The organism is Streptomyces sp. NBC_01363 (genome assembly GCF_026340595.1).
Classification (GTDB): domain Bacteria; phylum Actinomycetota; class Actinomycetes; order Streptomycetales; family Streptomycetaceae; genus Streptomyces.
Genome location: NZ_JAPEPF010000001.1, coordinates 1396810 through 1421775, shown reverse-complemented (window position 1 = coordinate 1421775; position 24966 = coordinate 1396810). Strand labels below are relative to the sequence as shown.

21 protein-coding genes, 3 tRNA genes and 2 pseudogenes are annotated in these 24966 nt (G+C 69.7%); 12 read left to right on the top strand and 14 right to left on the bottom strand.

What is annotated here, in order from left to right; genetic code table 11:
• Positions 1–9 precede the first annotated feature (9 nt).
• The 7 genes from OG611_RS06735 to OG611_RS06705 all read right to left on the bottom strand — a co-directional run bounded on the left by OG611_RS06735 (position 10) and on the right by OG611_RS06705 (position 4756).
• The gene (locus tag OG611_RS06735; RefSeq protein ID WP_266416498.1) at positions 10–621 is read right to left on the bottom strand and encodes a response regulator transcription factor; all 612 of its coding nucleotides are present in this window, start codon (positions 619–621) and stop codon (positions 10–12) included.
• Positions 618–1943 (bottom strand): sensor histidine kinase, encoded by a 1326-nt coding sequence (locus OG611_RS06730; protein ID WP_266425596.1) that lies wholly within the window; start codon positions 1941–1943, stop codon positions 618–620. Before OG611_RS06730 ends, OG611_RS06735 begins: the two co-directional genes overlap by 4 nt.
• Before the next feature lie 17 nt (positions 1944–1960).
• The gene (locus OG611_RS06725; protein WP_266425593.1) at positions 1961–2743 is read right to left on the bottom strand and encodes an ABC transporter permease; all 783 of its coding nucleotides are present in this window, start codon (positions 2741–2743) and stop codon (positions 1961–1963) included.
• Positions 2744–2751: 8 nt separating this feature from the next.
• On the bottom strand, positions 2752–3801 hold the full coding sequence (locus tag OG611_RS06720; RefSeq protein WP_266416495.1) for an ABC transporter ATP-binding protein: 1050 nt from the start codon (positions 3799–3801) through the stop codon (positions 2752–2754).
• A gap of 215 nt (positions 3802–4016) precedes the next feature.
• Positions 4017–4089, bottom strand: a tRNA-Gly gene (locus OG611_RS06715).
• 98 nt (positions 4090–4187) lie between these two features.
• A tRNA-Gly gene (locus OG611_RS06710) sits at positions 4188–4259 on the bottom strand.
• A gap of 161 nt (positions 4260–4420) precedes the next feature.
• Complete coding sequence (locus tag OG611_RS06705) at positions 4421–4756, bottom strand: Lsr2 family protein (RefSeq protein ID WP_266416492.1); 336 nt, start codon at positions 4754–4756, stop codon at positions 4421–4423.
• A 385-nt stretch (positions 4757–5141) separates the two neighbouring features.
• Here OG611_RS06705 and purS point away from each other — a divergent pair, with 385 nt between their 5' ends.
• The 3 genes from purS to purL all read left to right on the top strand — a co-directional run bounded on the left by purS (position 5142) and on the right by purL (position 8379).
• Positions 5142–5402 (top strand): phosphoribosylformylglycinamidine synthase subunit PurS, encoded by a 261-nt coding sequence (gene purS, locus OG611_RS06700; protein ID WP_176729353.1) that lies wholly within the window; start codon positions 5142–5144, stop codon positions 5400–5402.
• A 62-nt stretch (positions 5403–5464) separates the two neighbouring features.
• Positions 5465–6133, top strand: coding sequence for a phosphoribosylformylglycinamidine synthase subunit PurQ (gene purQ, locus OG611_RS06695; protein WP_266425590.1), 669 nt, complete (start codon positions 5465–5467; stop codon positions 6131–6133).
• A complete protein-coding gene (gene purL, locus OG611_RS06690; RefSeq protein WP_266416488.1) occupies positions 6130–8379 on the top strand; it encodes a phosphoribosylformylglycinamidine synthase subunit PurL in 2250 nt (749 codons plus the stop codon). The genes purQ and purL overlap by 4 nt, the downstream gene beginning before the upstream one ends.
• 220 nt (positions 8380–8599) lie before the next feature.
• On the opposite strand, the pseudogene OG611_RS06685 reads toward purL, so the two are convergent.
• Positions 8600–8842: pseudogene (locus OG611_RS06685) on the bottom strand (MFS transporter); the annotation flags it as partial.
• Positions 8843–8987: 145 nt separating this feature from the next.
• Between OG611_RS06685 and OG611_RS06680 the strand changes: the two are divergent.
• Positions 8988–9626 carry a TetR/AcrR family transcriptional regulator gene (locus OG611_RS06680; protein ID WP_266416485.1) on the top strand — a complete coding sequence of 213 codons (639 nt, stop codon included), beginning with the start codon at positions 8988–8990 and terminating at the stop codon, positions 9624–9626.
• A 97-nt stretch (positions 9627–9723) separates the two neighbouring features.
• Entirely contained in the window at positions 9724–10524 is an 801-nt protein-coding gene (locus OG611_RS06675; protein WP_266416483.1) for a maleylpyruvate isomerase family mycothiol-dependent enzyme, read from the top strand.
• 203 nt (positions 10525–10727) lie between these two features.
• Here OG611_RS06675 and OG611_RS06670 read toward each other — a convergent pair.
• A pseudogene (locus tag OG611_RS06670) lies at positions 10728–11069 on the bottom strand (hypothetical protein); the annotation flags it as partial.
• A 321-nt stretch (positions 11070–11390) separates the two neighbouring features.
• Here OG611_RS06670 and purF point away from each other — a divergent pair.
• Complete coding sequence (gene purF / locus OG611_RS06665; RefSeq protein ID WP_266416480.1) at positions 11391–12917, top strand: amidophosphoribosyltransferase; 1527 nt, start codon at positions 11391–11393, stop codon at positions 12915–12917.
• Between the two features lie 60 nt (positions 12918–12977).
• Positions 12978–14051 (top strand): phosphoribosylformylglycinamidine cyclo-ligase, encoded by a 1074-nt coding sequence (purM, locus tag OG611_RS06660; RefSeq protein ID WP_266416476.1) that lies wholly within the window; start codon positions 12978–12980, stop codon positions 14049–14051.
• Between the two features lie 201 nt (positions 14052–14252).
• Here the strand turns inward: purM and OG611_RS06655 are convergent, their stop codons facing one another.
• On the bottom strand, positions 14253–14510 hold the full coding sequence (locus tag OG611_RS06655; RefSeq protein WP_072488579.1) for a DUF3073 domain-containing protein: 258 nt from the start codon (positions 14508–14510) through the stop codon (positions 14253–14255).
• A 312-nt stretch (positions 14511–14822) separates the two neighbouring features.
• A complete protein-coding gene (locus OG611_RS06650; protein WP_266416473.1) occupies positions 14823–15905 on the bottom strand; it encodes a Glu/Leu/Phe/Val dehydrogenase dimerization domain-containing protein in 1083 nt (360 codons plus the stop codon).
• 175 nt (positions 15906–16080) lie between these two features.
• On the opposite strand from OG611_RS06650, the gene OG611_RS06645 reads away from it, so the two are divergent.
• The gene (locus OG611_RS06645; protein ID WP_266416471.1) at positions 16081–16926 is read left to right on the top strand and encodes a hypothetical protein; all 846 of its coding nucleotides are present in this window, start codon (positions 16081–16083) and stop codon (positions 16924–16926) included.
• Between the two features lie 535 nt (positions 16927–17461).
• Positions 17462–17668 (top strand): developmental transcriptional regulator BldC, encoded by a 207-nt coding sequence (bldC, locus tag OG611_RS06640; protein WP_003949541.1) that lies wholly within the window; start codon positions 17462–17464, stop codon positions 17666–17668.
• 513 nt (positions 17669–18181) lie between these two features.
• Here the strand turns inward: bldC and OG611_RS06635 are convergent.
• The 3 genes from OG611_RS06635 to hrpA form a co-directional block, all read right to left on the bottom strand.
• On the bottom strand, positions 18182–18415 hold the full coding sequence (locus tag OG611_RS06635; RefSeq protein WP_266416468.1) for a DUF6274 family protein: 234 nt from the start codon (positions 18413–18415) through the stop codon (positions 18182–18184).
• 138 nt (positions 18416–18553) lie between these two features.
• Positions 18554–18628 (bottom strand) — tRNA-Asp (locus OG611_RS06630).
• 127 nt (positions 18629–18755) lie between these two features.
• Positions 18756–22676 carry an ATP-dependent RNA helicase HrpA gene (gene hrpA, locus OG611_RS06625; RefSeq protein ID WP_266416466.1) on the bottom strand — a complete coding sequence of 1307 codons (3921 nt, stop codon included), beginning with the start codon at positions 22674–22676 and terminating at the stop codon, positions 18756–18758.
• Between the two features lie 156 nt (positions 22677–22832).
• Between hrpA and OG611_RS06620 the strand changes: the two genes are divergently transcribed.
• Genes OG611_RS06620 through OG611_RS06610 form a run of 3 tightly spaced genes read left to right on the top strand, consistent with a single transcriptional unit; the run spans position 22833 to position 24939 of the window.
• Positions 22833–23231, top strand: coding sequence for a hypothetical protein (locus tag OG611_RS06620; RefSeq protein ID WP_266416464.1), 399 nt, complete (start codon positions 22833–22835; stop codon positions 23229–23231).
• Between the two features lie 56 nt (positions 23232–23287).
• Entirely contained in the window at positions 23288–24088 is an 801-nt protein-coding gene (locus OG611_RS06615; protein ID WP_266416462.1) for a DsbA family protein, read from the top strand.
• Positions 24085–24939, top strand: a complete 855-nt coding sequence (locus OG611_RS06610) for a cytochrome c biogenesis CcdA family protein (protein ID WP_266416460.1) — start codon at positions 24085–24087, stop codon at positions 24937–24939. The genes OG611_RS06615 and OG611_RS06610 overlap by 4 nt, the downstream gene beginning before the upstream one ends.
• Positions 24940–24966 lie beyond the last annotated feature (27 nt).

Here is a 24966-nt window from a genome sequence, read left to right as displayed (position 1 = left end):
CGAGGACCACTATACCCATCCCCGCTGCCGCGCGAGACGCACCGCGGCGTGGCGATTCTCCGCGCCGAGCTTCGAAGCGGCCGCGGAGAGGTAATTCCGTACGGTTCCCTGCGACAGCGAAGCCCGCTCGGCGATCTCCGCGACGGGCGCCCCGTCCGCCGCCAGCTCCAGCACCTCGGTCTCGCGCGCGGTCAGCGGCGAGTCCCCGGCGGAGATCGCGTCGGCCGCCAACTCCGGGTCCACATAACGGTTTCCGGCATGCACGGTGCGGATGATCCCGGCCAGCTGCCGGGCGCTGACGGTCTTCGGCACGAAGGCCCGCACGCCCGCCGCGAGTGCCCGCTTGAGGTGTCCGGGCAGACCGTGACTCGTCACGATCATCGTCCGGCAGCCGGGCAGTTCGGCCCGCAGCGATGTGGCGACACTCACACCGTCGGCGCCCGGCATCTCCAGATCGAGGACCGCCACATCGGGCCGGTGGGCCCGTGCCATGGCCAGCGCCTCAGGGCCGGTCGCAGCCTCCGCGACCACCACGAGATCGTCCTCCAGCGCCAGCAGCGCGGCCAGCGCGCCCCGGATCAGATGCTCGTCGTCGGCGAGCAGTACCCGTACGGCCGTCATCGTCGTTCCTCCTGAAGGGCGGGTGCCTCCCGGGCGGCAGGCGGCTTCTCATCGCGGGCCGAGGACGCCGCCGGCCCGAGCGGGATCGTCGCCGTGAGCCGGAACAGGCCGTTCCCCGCCGGGCCCGCGTCCAGCGAACCGTCGAGCACGCGAAGCCGCTCCCGCAGCCCGGCCAGGCCGGAGCCGCCCGGTCCGGATCCGTCGTCCGCCCCGGAACTCCTGTCCGGTCCCACGGCGGCGACCGCCACCCCGTCGTTCTCCACCCGCAGCACGACCTCGTCCGCCGAGGACCTGAGCCGGATCGTGCAGCGGCGCGGATCGCCGTGCCGCAGCACATTGGTCGCCGCCTCCCGCACGACCCAGCCGAGCGCCGACTGCACGGGCGCCGGCAGTGGGCCGCCGGTGTCCCCCACCACCTCGCACTCGATCCCGGCCGCACTCAGAACTCCCCGGGCACCGGCCAGTTCCGTACTCAGATCGGCCTCCCGGTATCCCCGTACGACATCCCGTACCTCCTGCTGGGAGCTGCGGGCGATCCGCTGCACCTCGACCATCTGGTCCACCGCTTCCGGCCTGCCGCGCTGTGCCAGCTCCACGGCCAGTTCGCTCTTCAGCGCGATCACGGCGAGATTGCGGCCCAGTACGTCGTGGAGGTCCCGCCCGAACCGCAGCCGCTCCTCGGCGACCGCGAGCCGGGCCTGCAGGTCGCGGGCCTCCTCGGCCTGCCACATCACGCCCAGGCTCCAGGCACTGGGCCGTACGGAGATCAGGACGAGCACACAGCCGAAGAGTGTGGTCGGCACCACCCCGATCAGCGTCCCGCCCCGCACTCCGACCGCGGCGAGGACGCCGACGTTCAGCGCGGTGACGGCGAACGACTGGATCAGGAAGGTGCGGACCGGGGCCAGCAGGGTCTGCGTGATCGCGAACGCAATCGGTGCGTTCATGGCCATGACGAGCAGCCCGCCGTCGTCGATCCCGTCCACCCCGGCCATCGTCGCCAGGAGCCCCAGATTCACCAGCAGCAGCACCAGCGGTGTCAGCTGCCGCCGCCGGGGAAAGACGGCGGTGCCTAGGTAGTGCGCGTACGACAGATCCACGTTGCGGTTGCTCAGCAGGCACTGCACCAGGCTCACGAGCAGCAGGGCCACGCCCAGCGCGATCGGGAGCGGCGCATGGCGGATGTCCGACTTGAAGGGGGTCAGCTGCCACGACAGGGCGAAGATCCAGGGGATCACCGAGAGGGTCAGCCGCGTATAGAGATCGATCCGCTCCAGCTTGCTGCGCTCCTGCCAGCTGCGGCGCCAGCCCCGTACGAGCACCGACACGGCTTCCTCCCTCAGCGTCGCGGATCCCAGCGGAACCGACGTTGCACAGCAAACACGGCGAACGCGGTCCAGGCCAGCCCTGTCAGAGCGGCCACGAACAGGTCGGAGCCGTCGGCGCCGCCCAGCCAGCCCGTCCGGACGAGCGTCATCACCCCGGTCACCGGCAGCAGCTCGCACACGGACGCCATCGGGTCGGGCATGATCTCCAGCGGCACGAAGAGCCCCGAGCCCATCATCGAGATGAAGAACAGCGGGAGGGTGGTGAGCTGCGCCGTCTGCACGGTGCGGGTCACCGCGGAGGTGGCCGCCGCCAGCGCCGTCAGCAGCACCACGCCCAGCAGCAGGCCCGCCAGCAGCAGTTCGGGCCGCTGCGGCGCGGCGAGGCCGAAGAAGGCCGTCCCCGCCACCACGATCACCACGATCTGCGCCAGCGCCAGCGCGACCGACGGCAGGGCGGTCCCGACGAGGATCTCCCGGTCGGTGACCTCGCCGGTGCGCAGTCGCTTCAGGACCAGGTCCTCGCGCCGCGCCACGTAGGCCGAGACCAGGTTCATGTAGACGGCCTGGATCAGCACGATGCCGATGCCGCCGGTGAGCGCCGCCGCGGCGACGGTCAGGCCGGACCCGTCGAGGACGGACTGCTTGAGCGTCGACTTCATGGCCAGGACCATGGCGGCGGGCATCAGCAGCGCGACGAATACCGCCGTCCGGTTGCGGGCGAGAAGGACGACTTCGGCGCGCCCGAGGGCGGTCAGCCGACCCCGGAACGTCGTGGTCGTCGTGCCGGTCGTCATGGTCGTCATCACGCGGCCACCTTTTCGGACTCCGACGCGCTCTGCGCGATATCGAGAAACGCCTCTTCGAGCGAGGCCGACCGGGCATCGAGGCCGAGCAGCCGGACGTCCGACTCCCTCGCCCAGGTCAGCAGTTCGTCCAGGGACTCCTGCAGCCGATGGGTATGGATCTCGATCCGGCGGTCCTCGGCGGCGGCCCGCAGCCCCAGCGGAAGCCAGGCCGCCGGTACCCCCTCCGGCAGCTCGAACCGGATGCGGGCGGGGCGGGCGGCCGTCACCTCGGCCGTGGTGCCCGCCGTCACGATCCGCCCCCGGTGCATGATCGCCAGCCGGTCGGCGAGCGTCTCGGCCTCCTCCAGGTAGTGCGTGGTGAGCAGCACGGTGGTGCCGCCGTCGCGCAGCTCGCGCACCAACTCCCAGGTGTCGCGCCGCCCTTCGGCGTCGAGCCCGGTGGTCGGCTCGTCCAGGAACAGCACCTCGGGCCGGCCGAGCAGGGCCAGCGCCAGGTCGAGGCGGCGCCGCTCACCGCCGGAGAGCTGTTTGACCCGCACCCGCGCCCGGTGGGCGAGCCCGACCAGGTCCAGCGCCTCACCGGTCGGGCGCGCGCCGCTGGTGCAGCCCGCCCACATCCGTACCGTCTCGGTGACCGTCAGGTCGGACGGGAACCCGCCCTCCTGGAGCATCACCCCGATCCGCGGCCGGACGGCGGCACGCTCGCGGAACGGGTCGTGGCCGAGCACCCGCACCGTGCCGGCGTCGGGCCTGGCCAGGCCCTCCAGCAGTTCGACGGTGGAGGTCTTTCCGGCGCCGTTCGTACCGAGCAGAGCGAAGAGCTCGCCGCGCGCCACCGAGAAGGAGACACCGGCCACGGCCTCGAAGCCGCCCGCATAACGCCGCCGCACACCGTCCGCCTCGATCACCGCATCGGAAACGGAGGCGGAAGCGGAGGAGAGAGCGGAAGCGGAAGCGGACGTGGTGGATGTGGCAGATGTGGTGGATGCCACAGCCCCGTCCGCAGCCCTGCCCACGTGGTCGCTTGGAATGTCGTCGCTGGTCATGCCTGAAGACTTCCGCCGGATCGGTGTCGACATCAGTGCGAGCTGTCATCACTGCTCATGACAAACGTCATGGGCCGAGGAGCGTGTGGGCCCGGAGGGGCCGGAGAGCCCGGAGAGCCCGGAGAGCCCGGAGAGTACGGAGAGTACGGGGAAATCTGGTGGGAATACGATGAAGGCCCTGGTCGATATCGACCAGGGCCTTCATTTCGATCAAGAGCGGACGACGAGATTCGAACTCGCGACCCTCACCTTGGCAAGGTGATGCTCTACCAACTGAGCCACGTCCGCATTGCTGCCGCTCATTGTACTCCTCAAGAGGAGATCCATCGGGCGGTGCGAGCATCACTCTACCCGATCCACCGAAGTGATCGATAAGAGCGATGCAGAGCGGGTGACAGGAATTGCACACTGCGCCTTCCCCCTGGAAGGGGGATGTTCTGCTACTGAACTACACCCGCACGCTGCGTGGGGTTCGGCTTTGCGGCCTTGCCCTTCGGCGTGCTCCAGACTTTAGCCGACCTGCGGGGGTGTTGCGCAAGTCGGTGCCCGCTGGGTGTCGTGGAAGGGTGCGCCGGCCGCTCTCGGCGGGTGCCGCGGGCGGCCGGGTCCTGGCGGGCGGTCAACTCGCTTCGCGGAAGGCCTCGTAGACCTTCTTGGGAATCCGGCCGCGGGCCGGCACCTCCATCCGGTGGGAGCGGGCCCAGGCGCGCACGGCCGCCGGGTCGGGGGCGAGTGAAGTGTGCCGGTACGACACAGGAGCCTTGCCGTGCTTGCTGGCATTTGTCTGCTTACGGCCTGCCGCCATGTACGGAGCGAGGGCCTTGCGCAGTTTCTTCGCATTGGACGGATTGAGGTCGATCTCGTACGACTTCCCGTCCAGGGCGAAGGTGACCGTTTCCGCCGCTGCTCCCCCGTCGATGTCGTCGGAGAGCGTGACCACTACGCGCTGAGCCACGGATATCGGTCCTTTCCTACGGTATCGGCGCGTCTGGCGTGCGCTGATGCCGGCCTTCCGGCTGCTAGGCGGATACGGCGTCGACGGTTGCCGACTGTTTAGGGGCAATGCTGCATTCCCCGGTAATCATTTGTACAGCGGTGGGTGCCGCATTGTGAAGCCCAGCCAATTACCTCCGCGTGTCAGCCTTCTATGTGTGCTGCTGGTGAGGATTTTTTTTGCAGGACTTTCCCTGTGTGTTGTCGCGTCCGATATCTGGGCGTGATCAAGGGATCTCGATATCTACCCGCGTAGAATTTCTGGCCAGGTACGCTGAGGGGACCTGCGGGGGTCTGGGGAGCCCCCCCGGAGAAACAGCCGCACCACACCACCACCGGGAGTGCCAGTGGCACGCGTCGTAGTCGACGTCATGCTCAAGCCCGAGATCCTCGACCCGCAGGGACAGGCGGTGCAGCGTGCACTGCCCCGTCTCGGCTTCGAGGGAATCGCGGACGTACGTCAGGGAAAGCGTTTCGAGCTCGAGGTCGAGGGGCCGGTCGACGACGCCGCCCTCAGCCGCATTCACGAGATGGCCGAGACTTTCCTCGCCAACACCGTCATCGAGGACTTCACCGTGAAGGTGGAGAAGGCCGAGGAGTCGAAGTGACTTCCCGCCCGTCTCCCACCACCACCCGTGAGGGAGGCCCTTCGGGCCGCAGTAACACCCGAATCGGAGTCGTCACCTTTCCCGGCACGCTCGACGACAAGGACAGCCTGAGGGCCGTACGGGTCGCGGGCGCTGAACCCGTATCGCTGTGGCACCGCGACAAGGACCTGCACCAGGTCGACGCGGTCATCCTGGCGGGCGGCTTCTCCTACGGCGACTATCTGCGGGCCGGCGCCATCTCCCGCTTCTCGCCGGTCATGGAGACCATCATCGAGCAGGCGAAGGCGGGGATGCCGGTCCTCGGCATCTGCAACGGCTTCCAGATCCTGACCGAGGCGCATCTGCTGCCCGGCGCGATGCTGCGGAACAACCACCTGCACTTCATCTGCCGCGACCAGAAGCTGCGCGTCGAGAACGCGGAGACCGCCTGGACCTCGGACTACTCCGCGGGCCAGGAGATCTCCGTACCGCTCAAGAACATGGACGGGCGCTACGTCGCCGACGAGCGTGTGCTCGACGAGCTGGAGGCGGAGGGCCGGGTCGCCTTCCGCTACCTGGACACGAACCCCAACGGCTCGCTGCGCGACATCGCCGGCATCACCAACGCCGCGGGCAATGTCGTCGGCCTGATGCCGCACCCGGAGCACGCCGTCGAGCCGCTGATCGGAACCGGCCGCACCGACGGTCTCGGTTTCTTCACCTCGATCATCAAGAAGCTGGTCAACGCATGAGCCTGGATACGGTCAAGCACGCGGCCGAGACCCCGGACGTCGAGCAGCCCTGGAAGGAGCTCGGCCTCAAGGAGGACGAGTACGCCCGGATCCGCGAGATCCTGGGCCGCCGTCCCACCGGCGCCGAGCTCGCCATGTACTCCGTGATGTGGTCCGAGCACTGCTCGTACAAGAGCAGCAAGGTCCACCTCAAGCAGTTCGGCGAGAAGGTCCCCGTCAACGACGCGATGCTCGTCGGCATCGGCGAGAACGCCGGTGTGGTCGACGTCGGTCAGGGTTACGCGGTCACCTTCAAGGTCGAGTCGCACAACCACCCCTCGTACATCGAGCCCTACCAGGGCGCGGCGACCGGCGTCGGCGGCATCGTCCGCGACATCCTCGCCATGGGTGCCCGCCCGGTCGCCGTCGTCGACCCGCTGCGTTTCGGTGCGGCCGACCACCCCGACACCAAGCGCGTCCTGCCGGGCGTCGTCGCGGGCATCGGCGGCTACGGCAACTGCCTGGGTCTGCCGAACATCGGCGGCGAGGTCGTCTTCGACGCCTGCTACCAGGGCAACCCGCTGGTCAACGCCGGCTGCATCGGCGTGATGAAGCACGAGGACATCCACCTGGCCAAGGCCTCCGGCCCTGGCAACAAGGTGATCCTCTACGGCGCCCGCACCGGCGGCGACGGCATCGGCGGTGTCTCGGTGCTGGCCTCGGAGACCTTCGAGTCGACCGGTCCCGCGAAGCGCCCGGCCGTCCAGGTCGGCGACCCGTTCCAGGAGAAGCTCCTCATCGAGTGCACCCTGGAGATCTTCAAGGAGAAGCTCGTCGCGGGCATCCAGGACCTCGGCGGTGCCGGGCTCTCCTGCGCCACGTCCGAGCTGGCCTCCGCCGGTTCCGGCGGCATGCGCGTCGAGCTGGACACCGTGCCGCTGCGCGACTCCTCCCTCTCGCCCGAGGAAATCCTCATGAGCGAGTCGCAGGAGCGCATGTGCGCGATCGTCGAGCCGCGGCACGTCGACCGCTTCCTGGAGATCTGCGAGAAGTGGGACGTCATCGCCACCGTCATCGGTGAGGTGACCGAGGGCTCCCAGCTGGAGATCTTCTGGCACGGCGAGCAGATCGTCGACGTGCCGCCGCGGTCCGTCGCCCACGAGGGCCCGACGTACCACCGTCCGTTCGCCCGTCCGTCCTGGCAGGACGCGCTCCAGGCCGACGACGCGGGCAAGCTGGCCCGGCCGGCGAACGGCGCGGAGCTGCGCGAGCAGGTCCTCAAGCTGGTCGCCTCGCCGAACCAGGCGTCGAAGTCCTGGATCACCGACCAGTACGACCGGTTCGTGCAGGGCAACACCGTGCTCGCGATGCCCGAGGACGCCGGCATGGTCCGGATCGACGAGGAGTCGAACCTGGGCGTGGCCATGGCGACCGACGGCAACGGCCGGTACGCCAAGCTCGACCCGTACACCGGCGCGCAGCTCGCGCTGGCGGAGTCGTACCGCAATGTCGCCGCATCCGGCGCCAAGCCGCTGGCCATCTCGGACTGCCTGAACTTCGGTTCGCCCGAGGACCCGGACGTCATGTGGCAGTTCGCCGAGGCCACCCGTGGTCTCGCGGACGGCTGCCTGGAGCTGGGCACCCCGGTCACCGGCGGCAATGTGTCGCTGTACAACCAGACCGGTGAGACGGCGATCCACCCGACGCCGGTCGTGGCCGTGCTCGGTGTGATCGACGATGTCACCCGGCGCACGCCGGTCGCCTTCGCGGAAGAGGGCCAGCTCCTCTACCTGCTGGGCGACACGCGTGAGGAGTTCGGCGGCTCGGCCTGGTCCGAGGTCGTCCACGGCCACCTCGGCGGCATGCCGCCCAAGGTCGACCTGGGCCGCGAGAAGCTGCTCGGCGAGATCCTGATCTCGGCCTCCCGCGACGGCATGATCGACGCGGCGCACGACCTCTCCGACGGCGGTCTGATCCAGGCGGTCACCGAGTCCTGCCTGCGCGGCGGGAAGGGTGCCCGGCTGGTCGTGCCGGACGGTCTGGACGCGTTCACGTTCCTCTTCTCCGAGTCGGCGGGGCGCGCGGTCGTCTCCGTTCCGCGGAGTGAGGAGCTTCGTTTCAACGACATGTGCGGGGCGCGGGGCCTGCCCGTATCCCGTATCGGTGTCGTGGACGGCGAGGAGATCGAGATCCAGGGCGAGTTCAGCATTCCGCTGAACGAGCTCCGCACGGCGCACGAGGCGACCATTCCGGCTCTGCTCGCCTGACGCACCCGCCTCCGACGAGGACGGCCCCGCCCTGTTTCACGGGCGGGGCCGTCCTCGTATCTCCCGGGTGCGGAGAATTCCGGCCGACGGAATTCCGTTTCACCGGTGGAGCGACGGCGTCGCGGTGAATGCGGCGGAATTCGCGTCCGCCGGTTCCGGCTTGCGCCGGCCCGGCAGCCGGGTCGCCAGGACGCTCGCCAGGATCATCACTCCGGTCGCTGGCCCCGATGAAGACCTTCTTGGTGCCGAGTGCGTCGCAGAGCTTCCCGTACAGCGGCAGCGCCGCGGTCGCGGCGAGCTGATAGGCGGCGATCAGCCAGGGGATCTTGTCGACGCCGTGCACCGGGTCGAGATCGCTGACGATCGGCACGGTCGCCGACGAAACGGTGTTCGTGTCGAGCACGGCCAGCAGGATCGTGGCGATGCAGGGCACGAACCCGATGACGCGTTGACGGTCGGTCATGACTGGGGCATGACTGCGGACATGACGGGGCTCCCCTCCGGAGCGGCGTGGCGCCGCTGTGTGCCGGGCACCACCATGGCCCAAGAAAATTTATCGAGTCAAGAATTAATCCTGGATCAACATTCATCCTGGTACAGTGACGCCCATGACCGAGGGGATGAGCCTGCGCGAGCGCAAGAAGCTCCAGACGCGGCACCGCCTGCTGGCCGCGGCCACCGCACTCTTCGCCGAGCGCGGCTTCGACAAGGTCTCGGTCGCCGAGATCGCGGAGGCGGCCGAGGTGTCGAAGATGACTGTCTTCAACTACTTCGCCGGCAAGGAGGACCTGGTCCTCGCCCCCATGGAGGAGCACGTCGGCGATGTGGCGCGCGCGGTACGGGACCGGGCCCCCGGCGAGTCCGCCCTGGCCGCCGTGCGCGGACAGTTCCTGGCCGGCGTCGAGCGCCGCGATCCCTCGGTCGGAATGAGCGACGAGCCGGTGGTGCTCGGGGTGCGCCGGCTGATCATGGAGACCCCGGCGTTGCTCACCCGGGCCCACGCGTTCTCCATGCGCTCCTTCGATCTGCTCGCCGAAGCGCTGATCGAGGAGGGTGAGGAGCCGGCCATCGCCCGGATCGCGGGCGCCCAGCTGATCGGCACCCGCAACTCCCTCATATACGCGAACCAGTTGCGGTTGCTGGCGGGGGAGTCGGCGGACTCGATCGCGCCGGACGCCGTCGCGCTCGCCGAGCGCGGATTCGGCCTGCTCGCCACCGGCCTGGGCGCCTTCGCCACCCGGTCCTGAGACCGCCGGGGCCGCCCCCTCCGTATGCCGGAGCCGTCCACCGGGCGTACGCCCTGCCCGAGCCCGGTCCGCCGGGACAGGCCTTAGGCTCCCGGACATGCCGCCGTCCCAGAAACGCGCCCGCCGCTACGACCCGGTCAGGACCCGCAGCGCGGTCCTGGCACAGTTCGCCCATGTCCGGGAAGCCGTCCGCACCCTGACGCCCGGACAGCTCGCGCTGCCGACCCGGCTCGGCGACTGGACCGTGCGCGAACTGGCCGTACATCTGACCATGGCGCTCTCGGCCGTCACCCGGAACCTGGAGCTGCCCGAACCCGCTTCGGCGAAGCCCGATCTGACGCTCGTCCAGTGGCCGTTCGCGACCGCGGACCGGGCCGCGCGCATCGCGGACGACACCAGGGCGCTCGCCCTGGACCACCCCGACCTGGACGCGCTGTACGGGGAGGTCGCGGGGCGGTTCGAGGAGCTGGTGCCCGGGGCCGGCGACGAGCGGCTGCTGCCTACACGGGTCGGGGCGATGCGGCTGGCCGACTTCCTCGTCACCCGTACCGTCGAACTCGTCGTGCACACCGACGATCTGAACGAGGCGGCCGGCCTCGACATCCCGTACGACCGGCAGGCGCTCGCCGCCTGCACCCGGCTGCTCGCCGACGCCCTCGCGGAGAAGGCGCCGGGCGGCTCGGTCGAGGTGCGGGTCCCGCCGTTCGCCGTCGTCCAGTGCGTGCAGGGCCCCAGGCACACCCGCGGTACGCCGCCCAACGTCGTCGAGACCGATCCGCTCACCTGGATCCGGCTCGCCACCGGGCGTACGGAGTGGGCGCGGGCGCTCGACGAGGCCAAGGTCGGCGCCAGCGGGGAGCGGGCCGATCTCGCCGCCCTGCTGCCCCTGATGGGGTGAGGGGGAACCGGACGGCCGCCCGCACCGTCCCAGGTCCATGCGGAATCAACGGATGGCCGTGGGAGTGCTTGCCCTCCTCGCCCTTGCCGCCTGCGGTACGGAGAAGCGGGATTCAGGCCCCGGTCGGGTACGGCAGCAGTCCGGCGTCGGTCCGCGTCGCGCTCGTACAGGTCGTACTCGCCGGCGGGGCCGGGCTTGGATCAGTACTCCAGCGCCCCGCCGAAGTTCCCGAGGAACTCGTCCCAGCCGGATCTGGTGGGGGAGCAGGTGGCGGACCCGGCGTAGGCGTCCGTGAACCGCGCGCCCTGCCGTCCGAGCCGGTCCGGGTTCGGGGTGCGGATGTCCGGCGACCCGTACGAGGACAGATAGGCCCAGCCGAGGACGAAGAGGATGTCGGGCCGACGCGCGTGCTTGCCGCGGGCCGCCCGGAAGGGCCGCTCCCGGACATCGTCGGCCACGGGTGAGGCCGCCGCGGGACAGGGAGGCCGACGGCGGCAGCCACCGGCACTGCGGCGCGGGAGTCCCGGGGTCCCGGAAGGCCGCATCCCGGGCATCCCGATGTGAGGCTCACCACGAAACGCGCGTTCGGTCGGGCTTCGCGCCGGGCCGCCGACCGCCTCACCCAGCGCCACCATCCGGCCCGGTGCGCGCCCCGGCCCGAATGGCCGGAACCCGACGGTAACCGGGCGCTGATCCGGGTGACCGCCGCCCTGTGGCCCGATCCGTACTCCACCGCGACCGACGGATGATCACTCCGCGTGACGGTCCGAACCGGTTCCCGAACCCCCTCCGGGAGCGCTTCCCCGGTGGTCCGGCCCGGTATCGCGAATTCGGACCAGTGGTCGATCTCGCCTACACTCGGTGGCGTGCCCCGTGGTGATGGACGACTCAACCACGACCTGCTCCCCGGAGAGAAAGGCCCCCAGGACGCTTGCGGCGTCTTCGGTGTCTGGGCTCCGGGCGAAGAGGTCGCCAAGCTCACCTATTTCGGACTGTATGCCCTGCAGCACCGTGGACAGGAGTCCGCGGGCATCGCAGTGAGCAACGGGTCCCAGATCCTGGTCTTCAAGGACATGGGACTGGTCTCGCAGGTCTTCGACGAAACGTCTCTGGGATCTCTCCAGGGCCATATCGCGGTCGGTCATGCCCGCTACTCCACCACCGGTGCCTCGGTGTGGGAGAACGCGCAGCCGACGTTCCGTGCGACCGCGCACGGCTCGATCGCCCTGGGTCACAACGGCAATCTGGTCAATACGGCCCAGCTCGCCGAGATGGTCGCCGACCTTCCTCGCAAGGACGGCCGCGCCACCCAGGTCGCCGCGACGAACGACACCGATCTGGTGACCGCGCTGCTCGCCGGCCAGACCGACGACGACGGCAAGCCGCTCACCATCGAGGAGGCCGCCGCGAAGGTGCTCCCCGAGGTCAAGGGCGCCTTCTCCCTCGTCTTCATGGACGAGCACACCCTCTACGCCGCCCGTGACCCGCAGGGCATCCGCCCGCTGGTCCTCGGCCGACTGGAGCGCGGCTGGGTGGTGGCCTCCGAGTCCGCCGCCCTCGACATCTGCGGCGCCAGCTTCGTCCGCGAGATCGAGCCGGGCGAGCTCGTCGCCATCGACGAGAACGGCCTGCGCACCTCGCGGTTCGCGGAAGCGAAGCCCAAGGGCTGTGTCTTCGAGTACGTCTATCTGGCCCGCCCCGACACCGACATCGCCGGGCGCAACGTCTACCTCTCCCGAGTGGAGATGGGCCGCAGGCTGGCCGCCGAGGCCCCGGTCGAGGCCGACCTCGTCATAGCGACCCCGGAGTCCGGCACCCCCGCCGCCATCGGTTACGCGGAGGCCAGCGGCATCCCGTTCGGTGCCGGCCTGGTCAAGAACGCCTACGTCGGCCGGACCTTCATCCAGCCGTCCCAGACCATCCGGCAGCTGGGCATCCGCCTCAAGCTGAACCCGCTCAAGGAAGTCATCAAGGGCAAGCGCCTGGTGGTCGTCGACGACTCGATCGTCCGCGGCAACACCCAGCGCGCACTGGTCCGGATGCTCCGCGAGGCCGGTGCCGCCGAGATCCACATCCGGATCTCGTCCCCGCCGGTGAAATGGCCCTGCTTCTTCGGCATCGACTTCGCGACCCGCGCCGAGCTGATCGCCAACGGCATGACGGTCGACGAGATCTCCACGTCGATGGGCGCGGACTCGCTCGCGTACATCTCGCTCGACGCCATGGTCGAGGCGACGACGATCGCCAAGCCGAATCTGTGCCGCGCCTGCTTCGACGGTGAGTACCCCATGGAGCTCCCGGACCCGGAGCTGCTCGGCAAGCAGCTGCTGGAGACCGAGCTGGCAGCAGGCCCGGCGGCGACCGCCGCGTCCGACGCACTGCGTCGTCCGTGACGGCCCAGCCGTACACCTCCGGCCACCAGCCCCGTATCTCCACACGAAAGATCCCAGGCAATGTCTGAGACAACAGGTGCTTCCTACGCGGCAGCGGGCGTCGACATCGAAGCCGGCGACCGTGCCGTCGAGCTGATGAAGGAGTGGGTGAAGAAGACGCAGCGCCCCGAGGTCGCGGGCCTCGGCGGTCTCGGCGGTTTCGCCGGCCTCTTCGACGCCTCGGCTCTCAAGCGCTACGAGCGTCCGCTGCTCGCCTCCGCCACCGACGGCGTCGGCACGAAGGTCGACCTCGCCCGCAAGATGGGCGTGTACGACACCATCGGCCACGACCTCGTCGGCATGGTCGTCGACGACCTGGTCGTCTGCGGTGCCGAGCCGCTCTTCATGACCGACTACATCTGCGTCGGCAAGGTGCACCCCGAGCGGGTCGCGGCCATCGTGAAGGGCATCGCCGAGGGCTGTGTCCTCGCGGGCTGTTCCCTGGTCGGCGGCGAGACGGCCGAGCACCCGGGCCTCCTCGGTCCGGACGACTTCGATGTCGCCGGCGCCGGTACGGGCGTGGTCGAGGCCGACCGACTGCTGGGCCCGGACCGTATCCGTAAGGGTGACGCGGTGATCGCCATGGCGTCGTCCGGTCTTCACTCCAACGGGTACTCGCTCGTCCGGCACGTGGTCTTCGACCGGGCCGGCTGGTCGCTGGACCGGCAGGTCGAGGAGTTCGGCCGCACGCTCGGCGAGGAGCTCCTGGAGCCCACCAGGATCTACTCGCTGGACTGCCTGGCGCTCACCCGTACGACCGAGGTGCACGGCTTCAGCCACGTCACCGGCGGCGGCCTGGCCAACAACCTGGCCCGGGTCATCCCGGACGGACTGCACGCCAGGGTCGACCGCTCCACCTGGACGCCCGGCGCGGTCTTCGACGTGGTCGGCCGCACGGGACAGGTCGAGCAGCTGGAGCTGGAGAAGACGCTGAACATGGGCGTCGGCATGATCGCGATCGTCCCGGCCGAGTCCGTGGACGTGGCACTGACGACACTGGCCGACCGCGGGGTCGAGTCCTGGGTCGCGGGCGAGATCACCGAGCGCGGGGCGCACACCTCGGGCGCGGAGCTCGTCGGTGGGTACGCGCGCTAGACACGGGCAGGCACACCGGGGCAACCCGGTGTCCGCTACATCCTCGGCCGCCGGGATCCCTGCACGTCCGGCGGTCGGGGAAGACATCGCCGGGGAAGGCCTCGGTGAACCCGGTCCCCGCACGAGCGGCCGGACCGGGCCGGGGCAGCACAGAACCCGGTCCGGGACAGGCCCGGACCGGGTTGATGTGTCAGCGCGAGGTCAAGCGCCGCGGCGCTGTGACGACGGACCGGACTTGTCGTCCTCGTCCTCGTCCTCGTCGTCGTTGTACAGATCCGCGTACTGTGCGTACGGGTCATCTTCCTCGTCGTCGTCCTCGAACGGCTCTGCGTTCGGTGGTTGACTCGAAGGCGATGCGCCCAGCTCATTGGCCAGACGCGACAGGTCAGTCCCGCCGCTGCTGTACTTCAGCTGGCGGGCGACCTTTGTCTGCTTGGCCTTTGCCCGGCCGCGCCCCATGGCTCGACCCCCTCGGTGACGGGGCTCGACGGCCCCAGAGTCTTGACACGCGTTCATGTTTCAGGACGGACTCTCGGCTGAGAGACCGTGCCCGTAGGGCTTTAACGGTACCTGCTTCCGCGGCCATACGGTACGCCGCCCGCATCACGTGCCCCGGAAGAGGACCGGCGAGAAGCCCCGTCCTCGCTGGTCAACTGCGATTTTAACCTCTTCTTGGCACGCGACCCGCCGACCGGCGTGAGTCTTGTCTCGCCGGTCGGCGGGTCGGCAGGCAACGGTCGGCGTGGACGCGGGGTGATGCGTCCGCCACCGTCAGCGGCGGCGGGCTTCGGCCATCCGCTGCTCGGCGATCCGGTCGGCCGCGGCGGCCGGCGGGATGCCGTCGACCTTCGCACGTGCGAATATGGCCAGCGTGGTGTCGAAGATCTTCGACGCCTTGGCCCTGCACCGGTCGAAGTCGAAGCCGTGCAGCTCGTCGGCGACCTGGATGACACCGCCCGCGTTCACCACGTAGTCGGGCGCGTACAGGATCGACCGGTCCGCGAGGTCCTTCTCGACGCCGGGGTGCGCGAGCTGGTTGTTGGCCGCGCCGCACACCACCTTGGCCGTGAGCACCGCGATGCTCTCGTCGTTCAGCGCACCGCCGAGCGCGCACGGGGCATAGATGTCGAGCCCCTTGGTACGGATCAGCGCCTCGGTGTCCGTGGCGACGGCGACCCCGGGGTGCTTGTCGGTGATCCGGCGTACGGATTCCTCCCGCACATCCGTGATCACGACCTCCGCACCGTCCGAGAGCAGATGCTCGACGAGATAGTGGCCGACCTTACCGACCCCGGCGACCCCCACTTTTCGGCCACGCAGCGTCGGGTCGCCCCAGACGTGCTGCGCCGAGGCCCGCATGCCCTGGAAGACACCGAACGCGGTGAGGACCGAGGAGTCGCCGGCGCCGCCGTTCTCGGGGGAGCGGCCGGTGGTCCAGCGGCACTCGCGGGCGACGACGTCCATGTCGGCGACGTAGGTGCCGACGTCGCAGGCGGTCACGTAACGCCCGCCGAGCGAGGCCACGAACCGGCCGTAGGCCAGCAGCAGTTCCTCCGACTTGATCTGTGCGGGGTCGCCGATGATGACGGCCTTGCCGCCGCCGTGGTCGAGACCGGCCATGGCGTTCTTGTACGACATGCCGCGCGCGAGGTTCAGCGCGTCCGCGACGGCCTCCTCCTCGGAGACGTACGGATAGAAGCGGGTGCCGCCGAGGGCCGGGCCCAGGGCGGTGGAGTGGATGGCGATGACAGCCTTGAGGCCGCTGGCACGGTCCTGGCAGAGCACGACTTGTTCGTGCCCCCCCTGCTCCGAGTGGAACAGGGTGTGCAGGACGCCGTCGGTCACATCGGTCACTGTGGTGACTCCCAAGTACGAAGCGGCGAGGACCCTCCTGAAGGTGGGGAGGGCCGCGGACCGGCCGGCACGGCCGGTCCGACTGGGCAAGAGAGTAAGTCCTGCGCGGGCACGGATCCGGTCCAGTGCCCAGGATCACCCCCCGGCGGAGTACTGGCGTGACACGATTTGCTGCATGTCGGTGGTGTCTTCAGTGCTCGTCCCTTACGCGTCCTACCTCCGGGTGTACGAGCCGCTGGCCGCCTTCCCGGAGCCCGAACGCGCCCACTGGGCGCGGTACGCCGGGGGCGCCCGGATCCCCACCGCCCAGGACGAACTGCGCCGTTCGCTGGCCGACTTGGCGGCCACCCCGCCGGTCGCGGTGCCGGTGCACGAGAGCGGGGACGCGTTCGTCGCCGAGGTCGACGGGGTGGTGTGCGTCTGTCCGTGGCGGACCAGGCTGCGCGGCTGGCTGGCGCTGGACGAGCTGACGGAGATGTTCCCCGGGCCGGTGCTCGACGCGGTGCTGCCGCCGGTGGTGCGCGGGCAGGCGGTCATGGACCACGAGCGGTGGGCGGAGCGGAATCCGGACGCCAGGCCGTGGATCCGTACCTCGGTGTGGCAGGTGCCGGTGCGGTGGTTCGTGCTCTTCTCCGACGAGGAGCGGGAGTACGCGGGGGCGGGGGAGGACGGTGCGGCGCCGGTGCTGCGGTACCGGACGCCGATGGTGCAGGCCCGCCGCCGGCTGGCCCGGACGCTGAAGACGCTGCGGGAGTCGGTGGACGAGGGCCGGCTGACCGAGGGGCTCGTGGACGTGGGGCGCTGGCTGGAGGAGTTCCATCCGCGTGCGCTGGTCGAGCTGGACTACGCCGGTCTGGTGCACGCGCTGCCGGCGAAGCAGCTCGCCGGGGACCGGTCGGCCGCCGATGTGGCCGAGGGCATCGCGGCGCTGCAGGCGGGTGACACCGAAGGGGCGAGCGAGGCGTACGGCCGGCTGGCGGAGCGCTGGCGGGCCGTAAGAGATCGTCAGTTCGCGAACTGACGAGGCGATATCCGCGTCTGTTCCTGTGTCCTGCCCTGTGTCCTGTGTGACGCGTGGGAACGAAGAGGCGGAAGCGTACTCCTGTGGTCTTAGGACCTACGTCCCGAACCGGGCCTTTGCCTCAAGCGTGATGGATAGCACTAACTGGGCTCTTGCGCCCTTCCCTACTCCTCATGCCAAAATAGGACAAGGAGCCCGGGGAGGGCTCCGTCCGTCCAACTAAGGGCGGAATGCTCAGCATTGCACGCTATGGGGGGTCTGATGGCTCCTGATCGCTCTGTGACTGATCGTCACGGCGGAGTGACTGTCCGCTATGGCATGGTCCATCGGCTTCCGTCGCTGATGAACACCTGGGAGGGCAATTCCATCGGTTTGGCCGACGTGGCTGGACGGATGGTGTAGTTGTAGTGCCGAGGACAAGCCGTTCGTCCTATAACCGACTCGGCCCGCGTCCGCCATTTCGGGCAACGTGGGTCAAGGTGCAGAATTTAGAGGAAAGAACCGAGATGGTTCGGTTCTCCCGAGGAGGCCGCTCATGACCGCTCGCACCCCTGATGCCGAGCCGCTGCTGACCCCGGCTGAGGTTGCCACGATGTTCCGCGTGGACCCGAAGACGGTTACCCGCTGGGCCAAGGCAGGCAAGCTCACGTCCATCCGCACGCTCGGTGGACATCGCCGGTACCGCGAGGCAGAGGTCCGCGCACTGCTTGCGGGTATTCCGCAGCAGCGCAGCGAGGCCTGACACACCCCTGTCACGCCGCAACAACCGGGCTTCCGGGTCCCCCAACCCGTACAGGCCCACCCATAGCTCCAAATGACGGGCGCCCGCCCCAACGGGCGCCATACCTGTGCAATGCGGGTGCGTCGTTCGATCGCGCTGGACTCCGCCGGGTCCAGCGCGATCTTTTTTGTGCCCACGCGCCTTTCCGTACCCCCGCGAACCCGGGCGCCGGCCCGTCTGCCGGGGGCGCCGGAAACCGCGCGTCCGGTCGGGTCCGGCCGGGTCGACGTGCGGGCTTGAGCGAGTCTGTTCGGGACTGTTCCGGACTGCCCGGGGAGGCCGGGCCGGGACGGTTCGGATGGTCCCACGACGCTCCCGTCCGAGTGGTGCAATTGCACATATTAAATTCGCCAGTTGTAGGAAGGGAGTAAAGTCACCGCTTCGCAAAACTCTTTCGGTGACTCCCGTCACACTGTGCGAGGCTTGCCAAGTACGAGCCTGCCACCGTCGGGAAGTGGAAGACCCCGCCATTGGTCACCCGCCCGGAGGACTTTCGTCCTCGGCTTCCAGGGCGCCGTCCTGGCGCCCCGTGCGCGGCTCCGGCGGTTCGGGGGCGGAATCGGTCCGACGGGCCGTCAGGGGCTCCATGGCGAGCCTCAGGAGCCGATGGCAGACCGCGCAGTGGTGGGTGAGGTGACGGCGGCCGGAAGCGGCGGCCAGATGGGCGCGCAGGAGCGCGCGGGTCTCGTGTGCGGCGGACGCAGTCATACGCGCCACCTCCCGGTGGACCGCCGCCCCGCACCGGGAAATCAGGGACGGCCTCTGTTGTCTGACTACTCGTCGGCGGTTGCCGGAGTCAAGACGCGCGAAAGCCCGGATCCAGAAGGATCCGGGCTTTCGTTACTGCGGTCCTGACGGGATTTGAACCCGCGGCCTCCACCTTGACAGGGTGGCGAGCACTCCAAACTGCTCCACAGGACCAGGTTTTCGCTGCTTGCCTTGCGGCTGGCTGCGAAGACAGACTGTACAGCAGGTCAGAGGGTCAGGTCGAACTCACCGAAGGTGGCGACTCCGTCACCGCCGAAACGGCCCGTCCGGGCGGGCCCTCTCACGGTGCCGCCGCGTCGATCGCCTTCACGATCCGCTTGTCGGAGACCGGGTAGGCCGTCCCCAGCGCGTGGGCGAAATAGCTGACCCGGAGCTCCTCGATCATCCAGCGGATGTCCAGCACCTCCTGCGGCACGGGCCTGCCCTGCGGCATCTGTTCGAGCAGCCAGGCGTACTCGTCCTGCATCTCGTGGACCTTCTTCATGCGCGTGGTGTCGCGCTGGACGGCCGTCGGCATCTGCTGGAGCCGGCGGTCCACGGCGACCAGATAGCGCATCAGGTCGGGCAGCCTGCGCAGCCCGGTCTTCGTGACGAAGCCCGGCGGCACGAGGGCCGCGATCTGGTCCCGGGCGTCGGTGACGTTGTCGACGAGGACCAGGCTGTTGGTGGCCTTCAGGCGCCGCTCGCAGGCCTGCCAGGCGGCCAGCACCTGCTGGACCTGCTTGACCGTGTGCTCGGTCAGGGCGACGAGGTCGGCGCGCACCTTGTCGTACAGCTTCCGGAACGACTCCTCGTCCCAGGCAGGGCCGCCGTGCGCGCCGATCAGCCGGTCGGCGGCGGCCGTCGCGCAGTCCTCGAACAGCGCCTGGATGGAGCCGTGCGGGTTGCGGGACAGGGCCAGCTTCTGCTGGTTCGTCAGCTTGTCGGAGGCGAACTTCGCCGGATTCACCGGCACGTTCAGCACGATCAGCTTCCGGGTGCCCAGCCACATCGCCTGCTGCTGCTCGGCCTCGGTGTCGAAGAGCCGTACGGCGACGGTGTCGCCCTGGTCCACCAGCGCCGGGTACGCCTTGACCGGCTGGCCGGCCCGTCTGGTCTCGAAGACGCGGTTCAGCGTGCCGATCGTCCAGTCCGTGAGACCCGAACGCTCGATGGACTCGCCCGAGGGCCCGGCGGTGGCCGCGGCGGCCTTGGAGAGGGCCTGACGGGCCTTGGGGCGCAGCTGGAGCTTGAGTGCCTCCAGGTCCTTGTCCTCGGCCACCTTGCGGCGCCGCTCGTCGACGATCCGGAACGTGATCTTCAGGTGGTCCGGGATACGGCTCAGGTCGAAGTCGTCGGCCGTGACCGGGACGCCGACCATCCGCTGGAGCTCCCGGGCCAGCGTGACCGGCAGCGGCTCCTGCAGCGGTACGGCCCGGTCGAGGAACTTGTCCGCGTAGTTCGGCGCGGGGACGTAGTGCCGGCGGATCGGCTTGGGCAGCGAGCGGATCAGCTCGGTGACCACTTCCTCCCGCAGGCCCGGGATCTGCCAGTCGAAGCCCTCGGAGGTGACCTGGTTGAGCACCTGGAGCGGGATGTGGACGGTCACGCCGTCGGCGTCCGCACCCGGCTCGAACTGGTACGTGACCTTGAACTTGAGCTTCCCCTGGCGCCAGGAGTCCGGGTAGTCGTCCTTGGTGACGGCCCCGGCCTTCTCGTTGATGAGCATCGAGCGCTCGAAGTCCAGCGCGTCCGGCTCGTCCCGGCGCTTGTGCTTCCACCAGGAGTCGAAGTGCGCCCCGGAGACCACGTGCTCGGGGATCCGCTGGTCGTAGAAGTCGAAGAGCGTCTCGTCGTCCACGAGGATGTCGCGGCGCCGGGCGCGGTGCTCCAGCTCCTCGACCTCGCCGAGCAGTTTTCGGTTGTCGTGGAAGAACTGGTGGTGGGTCCGCCAGTCGCCCTCGACCAGGGCGTTGCGGATGAACAGATCGCGGGAGGTCTCGGCGTCGATGCGGCCGAAATTGATCTTGCGCTGGGCGACGATCGGTACCCCGTAGAGCGTGACCCGCTCGTACGCCATCACCGCCGCCTGGTCCTTCTCCCAGTGCGGCTCGCTGTAGGTGCGCTTCAGCAGATGCTGGGCCAGCGGCTCGATCCACTCCGGCTCGACCTTGGCGTTGACCCGCGCCCACAGCCGGGACGTCTCGACCAGCTCGGCCGACATCACGAACCGCGGCTGCTTCTTGAAGAGCGCCGATCCCGGGAAGATCGCGAACTTGGCGCTGCGCGCACCCAGGTACTCGTTCTTCTCGGTGTCCTTCAGCCCGATGTGCGAGAGCAGCCCGGCCAGCAGCGAGGTGTGCACCGCCTGCTCCGGCGCGGCCTCCTCATTGAGCTGGATGCCCATCTGCTTGGCGACCGTACGCAGCTGCGCGTAGATGTCCTGCCATTCGCGGATGCGCAGGAAGTTCAGATACTCCTGCTTGCACATCCGGCGGAAGCTGGACGAGCCGCGCTCCTTCTGCTGCTCACGGATGTACCGCCACAGGTTCAGGAACGCCAGGAAGTCGGACGTCTCGTCCTTGAAGCGGGCGTGCTGCTGATCGGCCTGGGTCTGCTTCTCCGAGGGCCGCTCGCGCGGGTCCTGGATGGAGAGCGCCGCCGCGATGACCATGACCTCACGGACACAGCCGTTGCGGTCGGCCTCGATGACCATGCGGGCCAGACGCGGGTCGACGGGCAGCTGCGAGAGCTTCCGGCCGAGCTGGGTGAGCCGCTTCTTCGGATCCTTCTCCTCCGCGTCCAGTGCGCCGAGCTCCTGGAGGAGCTGGACGCCGTCGCGGATGTTGCGGTGGTCCGGCGGGTCGATGAAGGGGAACTTCTCGATGTCGCCCAGGCCGGCCGCGGTCATCTGGAGGATGACGGAGGCCAGATTGGTACGGAGGATCTCCGGGTCGGTGAACTCCGGACGGGTCAGGAAGTCGTCCTCGGAGTACAGCCGGATGCAGATGCCGTCCGAGGTACGGCCGCAGCGGCCCTTGCGCTGGTTGGCGCTGGCCTGCGAGATCCGCTCGATCGGCAGCCGCTGGACCTTGGTGCGGTGGCTGTAGCGGGAGATCCGGGCGTTGCCCGGGTCGATCACGTACTTGATGCCGGGGACGGTCAGCGAGGTCTCGGCGACATTGGTCGCCAGGACGATCCTGCGACCCGTGTGGCGCTGGAAGACGCGGTGCTGCTCGGCGTGCGAGAGCCGGGCGTAGAGAGGGAGCACCTCGGTGTGGCGGAGGTTGCGCTTGTTCAGCGCGTCCGCCGTGTCACGGATCTCCCGCTCGCCGGAGAGGAAGACCAGGATGTCGCCCGGACCCTCCGTCTGGAGCTCGTCCACGGCGTCGCAGATCGCGGTGATCTGGTCGCGGTCGGAGTCGTCCGTGTCCTCTTCGAGGAGCGGGCGGTAGCGCACCTCGACCGGGTACGTACGCCCGCTGACCTCGACGATCGGTGCCTCGCCGAAGTGGCGCGCGAACCGCTCGGGGTCGATCGTCGCCGAGGTGATGACGACCTTCAGGTCCGGGCGCTTGGGCAGCAGCCTGGCCAGATAGCCGAGCAGGAAGTCGATGTTCAGCGACCGCTCGTGGGCCTCGTCGATGATGATCGTGTCGTAAGCGCGCAGCTCGCGGTCCGTCTGGATCTCGGCGAGCAGGATGCCGTCCGTCATCAGCTTCACGAACGTGGCGTCGGGGTTCACCTGGTCGGTGAAGCGGACCTTCCAGCCGACCGCCTCGCCCAGCGGCGTCCTCAGCTCGTCCGCGACGCGCTCGGCGACCGTACGGGCCGCGATCCGGCGCGGCTGGGTGTGCCCGATCATGCCCCGGACACCGCGCCCCAGTTCCATGCAGATCTTCGGGATCTGCGTGGTCTTGCCGGAGCCGGTCTCCCCGGCGACGATCACGACCTGGTGGTCGCGTATCGCCTCAAGGATCTCGTCCTTCTTCTGACTGACCGGGAGCTGTTCCGGGTACGACAGGGCAGGCATCCGCGCGGCACGCAGCGAGAGCCGCTCGGCCGCCTTGCCGGCCTCGGCGGCGATCTCGTCCAGCACGGACTGCCGGGCCTCGGGCTTACGGATGCGGCGCGCCCCTTCGAGACGGCGGCCGAGCCGGTGCGCGTCGCGGAGCGAGATCTGTCCGAGCCGGTTCTGGAGATCAGCGAAGGAAGTAGACATACGGAGCCCAGGATCTCACCCGGGCCCGACGAACGGCGAACACATTTCGTGCGGTCCGGGTCACCACATGGGCACCGCGCGGATGCGCGGGATCACAGCACGTACCATTTCGGGCAGCTGACCACCCGTTGCCCCTGTCCGGAAAGGCCGGTCGCCGTGTCCCGTACACAGTGGTGCTGCCTGACGGCGGTGCTCGCGGTCGTACTGGGGCTGTTCTGCGGACCGGCGACGGCCGTCCCCGGCGGCGGCGCAACCGCCACCGCCGTCGTGGCCGCCGCGACGGGCGCGGACGCTCCGGCCGACGCCGGCCCGGCGGTGGCAGCGCCCGCCGACCGGCACCCGGCGCCGGGCTGCCGCAAGACCAGGAAGCACGACGGCGAACCCGCGCTCCCGGGCCGGGCCCGTGCCGCGTACGACCAGGCGCCCGGCCTCGCCGAGTGGGGCCTGCCCGCCGCCACCGGTCAGGGCCCGGTCCACCCACCCATGCGGCTGAAACTGAGCGCACCCGCGCCCGCCGCGCCCACTCCCGTCGAGCTCTCCGTGCTGAGGGTGTAGCCGGCCGTCCCATCCGGCCGCCCCTTCCCTTCCGCATCACCAGCACGGAGTCCCGCATGTCCAAGTCCACGTCCGCACGCAAGCCCTCGCCCAGGAACAGGAAGCCGTTGGTCTACGGCGCCGGAGTCGTCCTCGCTGCCGCGCTGCTCGGCTTCGTCTCCTACCGGGCCACCGTCCCCGACCACTCGGGCTCCGGCTCCTCCTCGGTCGCCGATGTCACCGCCGACCCGGACGCCGGCGTCTATCCGGAGCTGGCGAAGCTCGCCCGCCGCGACGCCGGCGACAAGCTCGCTCAGGGCCGCGCCGACGCACCCGTGGTCCTGATCGAGTACGCCGACTTCAAGTGCGGCTACTGCGGCAAGTTCGCCCGCGACACCGAACCCGCCCTGGTCAAGAAGTACGTCGACAACGGCACCCTGCGTATCGAGTGGCGCAACTTCCCGATCTTCGGCGCCGAGTCCGAGGCCGCCGCCCGCGCTGCCTGGGCCGCCGGGCAGCAGGACCGCTTCTGGCAGTTCCACGCCGCCGCGTACGCCGAGGGGGCCAAGGAGAAGGGGTTCGGCAAGGACCGGCTGAAGGCCCTCGCCCGGCAGGCCGGGGTCGCGGACCTCGATCGCTTCGCCCGCGACGCGGACAGCTCCGCCGCCTCCGCCGCCGTGGGCAAGGACCAGGAACAGGGGTACGGAATCGGCGCGACCTCCACTCCGTCGTTCCTGATCAACGGCCGCCCGATCGCCGGAGCCCAGCCCATGGAGACCTTCACCTCGGCCATCGAGGCGGCGGCCGAGAAGGCCCGCGCCACCGAGGACGCCAAGGGCGGCAAGAACGCCGAGGGTGCCGGGGACGACGCGAAATGACCGCTGACATCGGCTACTTCGCGGCCTTCCTGGGCGGGCTGCTCGCCCTGGTCAGCCCGTGCAGCGCGCTGCTGCTGCCCGCCTTCTTCGCCTACTCCATCGACTCCGCCTCGCGCCTCCTGGCCCGCACCGGCATCTTCTACGCCGGACTGGCCACCACCCTGGTCCCGCTCGGCGCCGCGGGCTCGTACGCCGGACGGATCTTCTACCGCCACCGTGACGCGCTCGTCCTCGGCGCGGGCTGGCTGATCATCGTGCTCGGCATCGCCCAGATCGTCGGTCTGGGCTTCGCCTCGCGCCGGATCGCCGCCCTCAGCGGCCGGATCCGCCCGACCACCGCCGTATCGGTCTACGCACTGGGCGCCGTCTACGGACTGGCCGGCTTCTGCGCGGGCCCGATCCTCGGCAGCGTCCTCACCGTGGCGGCGGTCAGCGGCAGCCCGGTCTACGGCGGACTGCTGCTCGCCGTCTACGCCCTGGGCATGGCGGTCCCGCTCTTCCTGCTCGCGCTGCTCTGGGAACGCTTCGATCTGGGCCGCCGGGCCTGGCTGCGCGGTCGGGCCTTCCGGCTGGGCCGCTTCGAGCTGCACACCACGACCCTGCTGTCCGGGTTCTTCTTCATCGGGCTCGGCGCGCTGTTCCTCGCGTACGACGGGACGACGGCGCTGCCCGGACTGCTGGACGTGGACGATTCGTTCGCCGTGGAGCAGTGGGCCCAGCGCATCGGCGAGCACGTGCCGGACGCCATGGCGCTGGTGGCCGTGGTCGCGGTGGTGCTGCTGGTTCTGGCGGTACGGGCGTGGCGCGGCCGGGACGGCGGCGTGAACTCGGCGGACCGGGAAGAGGTCTGACACGGCGAAGGCCCCGTCCGGTGGACG

What these genes read in the sequence shown, in the direction of transcription:
- hrpA (WP_266416466.1), bottom strand. Translation starts at nt 22,676, where the DNA reads ATGTCTACTTCCTTCGCTGATCTCCAGAACCGGCTCGGACAGATCTCG.
- bldC (WP_003949541.1), top strand. Translation starts at nt 17,462, where the DNA reads ATGACCGCTCGCACCCCTGATGCCGAGCCGCTGCTGACCCCGGCTGAG.
- OG611_RS06635 (WP_266416468.1), bottom strand. Translation starts at nt 18,415, where the DNA reads ATGACTGCGTCCGCCGCACACGAGACCCGCGCGCTCCTGCGCGCCCAT.
- OG611_RS06720 (WP_266416495.1), bottom strand. Translation starts at nt 3,801, where the DNA reads ATGACCAGCGACGACATTCCAAGCGACCACGTGGGCAGGGCTGCGGAC.
- purL (WP_266416488.1), top strand. Translation starts at nt 6,130, where the DNA reads ATGAGCCTGGATACGGTCAAGCACGCGGCCGAGACCCCGGACGTCGAG.
- OG611_RS06725 (WP_266425593.1), bottom strand. Translation starts at nt 2,743, where the DNA reads ATGACGACCGGCACGACGACCACGACGTTCCGGGGTCGGCTGACCGCC.
- OG611_RS06655 (WP_072488579.1), bottom strand. Translation starts at nt 14,510, where the DNA reads ATGGGGCGCGGCCGGGCAAAGGCCAAGCAGACAAAGGTCGCCCGCCAG.
- OG611_RS06610 (WP_266416460.1), top strand. Translation starts at nt 24,085, where the DNA reads ATGACCGCTGACATCGGCTACTTCGCGGCCTTCCTGGGCGGGCTGCTC.
- OG611_RS06680 (WP_266416485.1), top strand. Translation starts at nt 8,988, where the DNA reads ATGACCGAGGGGATGAGCCTGCGCGAGCGCAAGAAGCTCCAGACGCGG.
- OG611_RS06675 (WP_266416483.1), top strand. Translation starts at nt 9,724, where the DNA reads ATGCCGCCGTCCCAGAAACGCGCCCGCCGCTACGACCCGGTCAGGACC.
- OG611_RS06615 (WP_266416462.1), top strand. Translation starts at nt 23,288, where the DNA reads ATGTCCAAGTCCACGTCCGCACGCAAGCCCTCGCCCAGGAACAGGAAG.
- OG611_RS06645 (WP_266416471.1), top strand. Translation starts at nt 16,081, where the DNA reads ATGTCGGTGGTGTCTTCAGTGCTCGTCCCTTACGCGTCCTACCTCCGG.
- purM (WP_266416476.1), top strand. Translation starts at nt 12,978, where the DNA reads ATGTCTGAGACAACAGGTGCTTCCTACGCGGCAGCGGGCGTCGACATC.
- OG611_RS06735 (WP_266416498.1), bottom strand. Translation starts at nt 621, where the DNA reads ATGACGGCCGTACGGGTACTGCTCGCCGACGACGAGCATCTGATCCGG.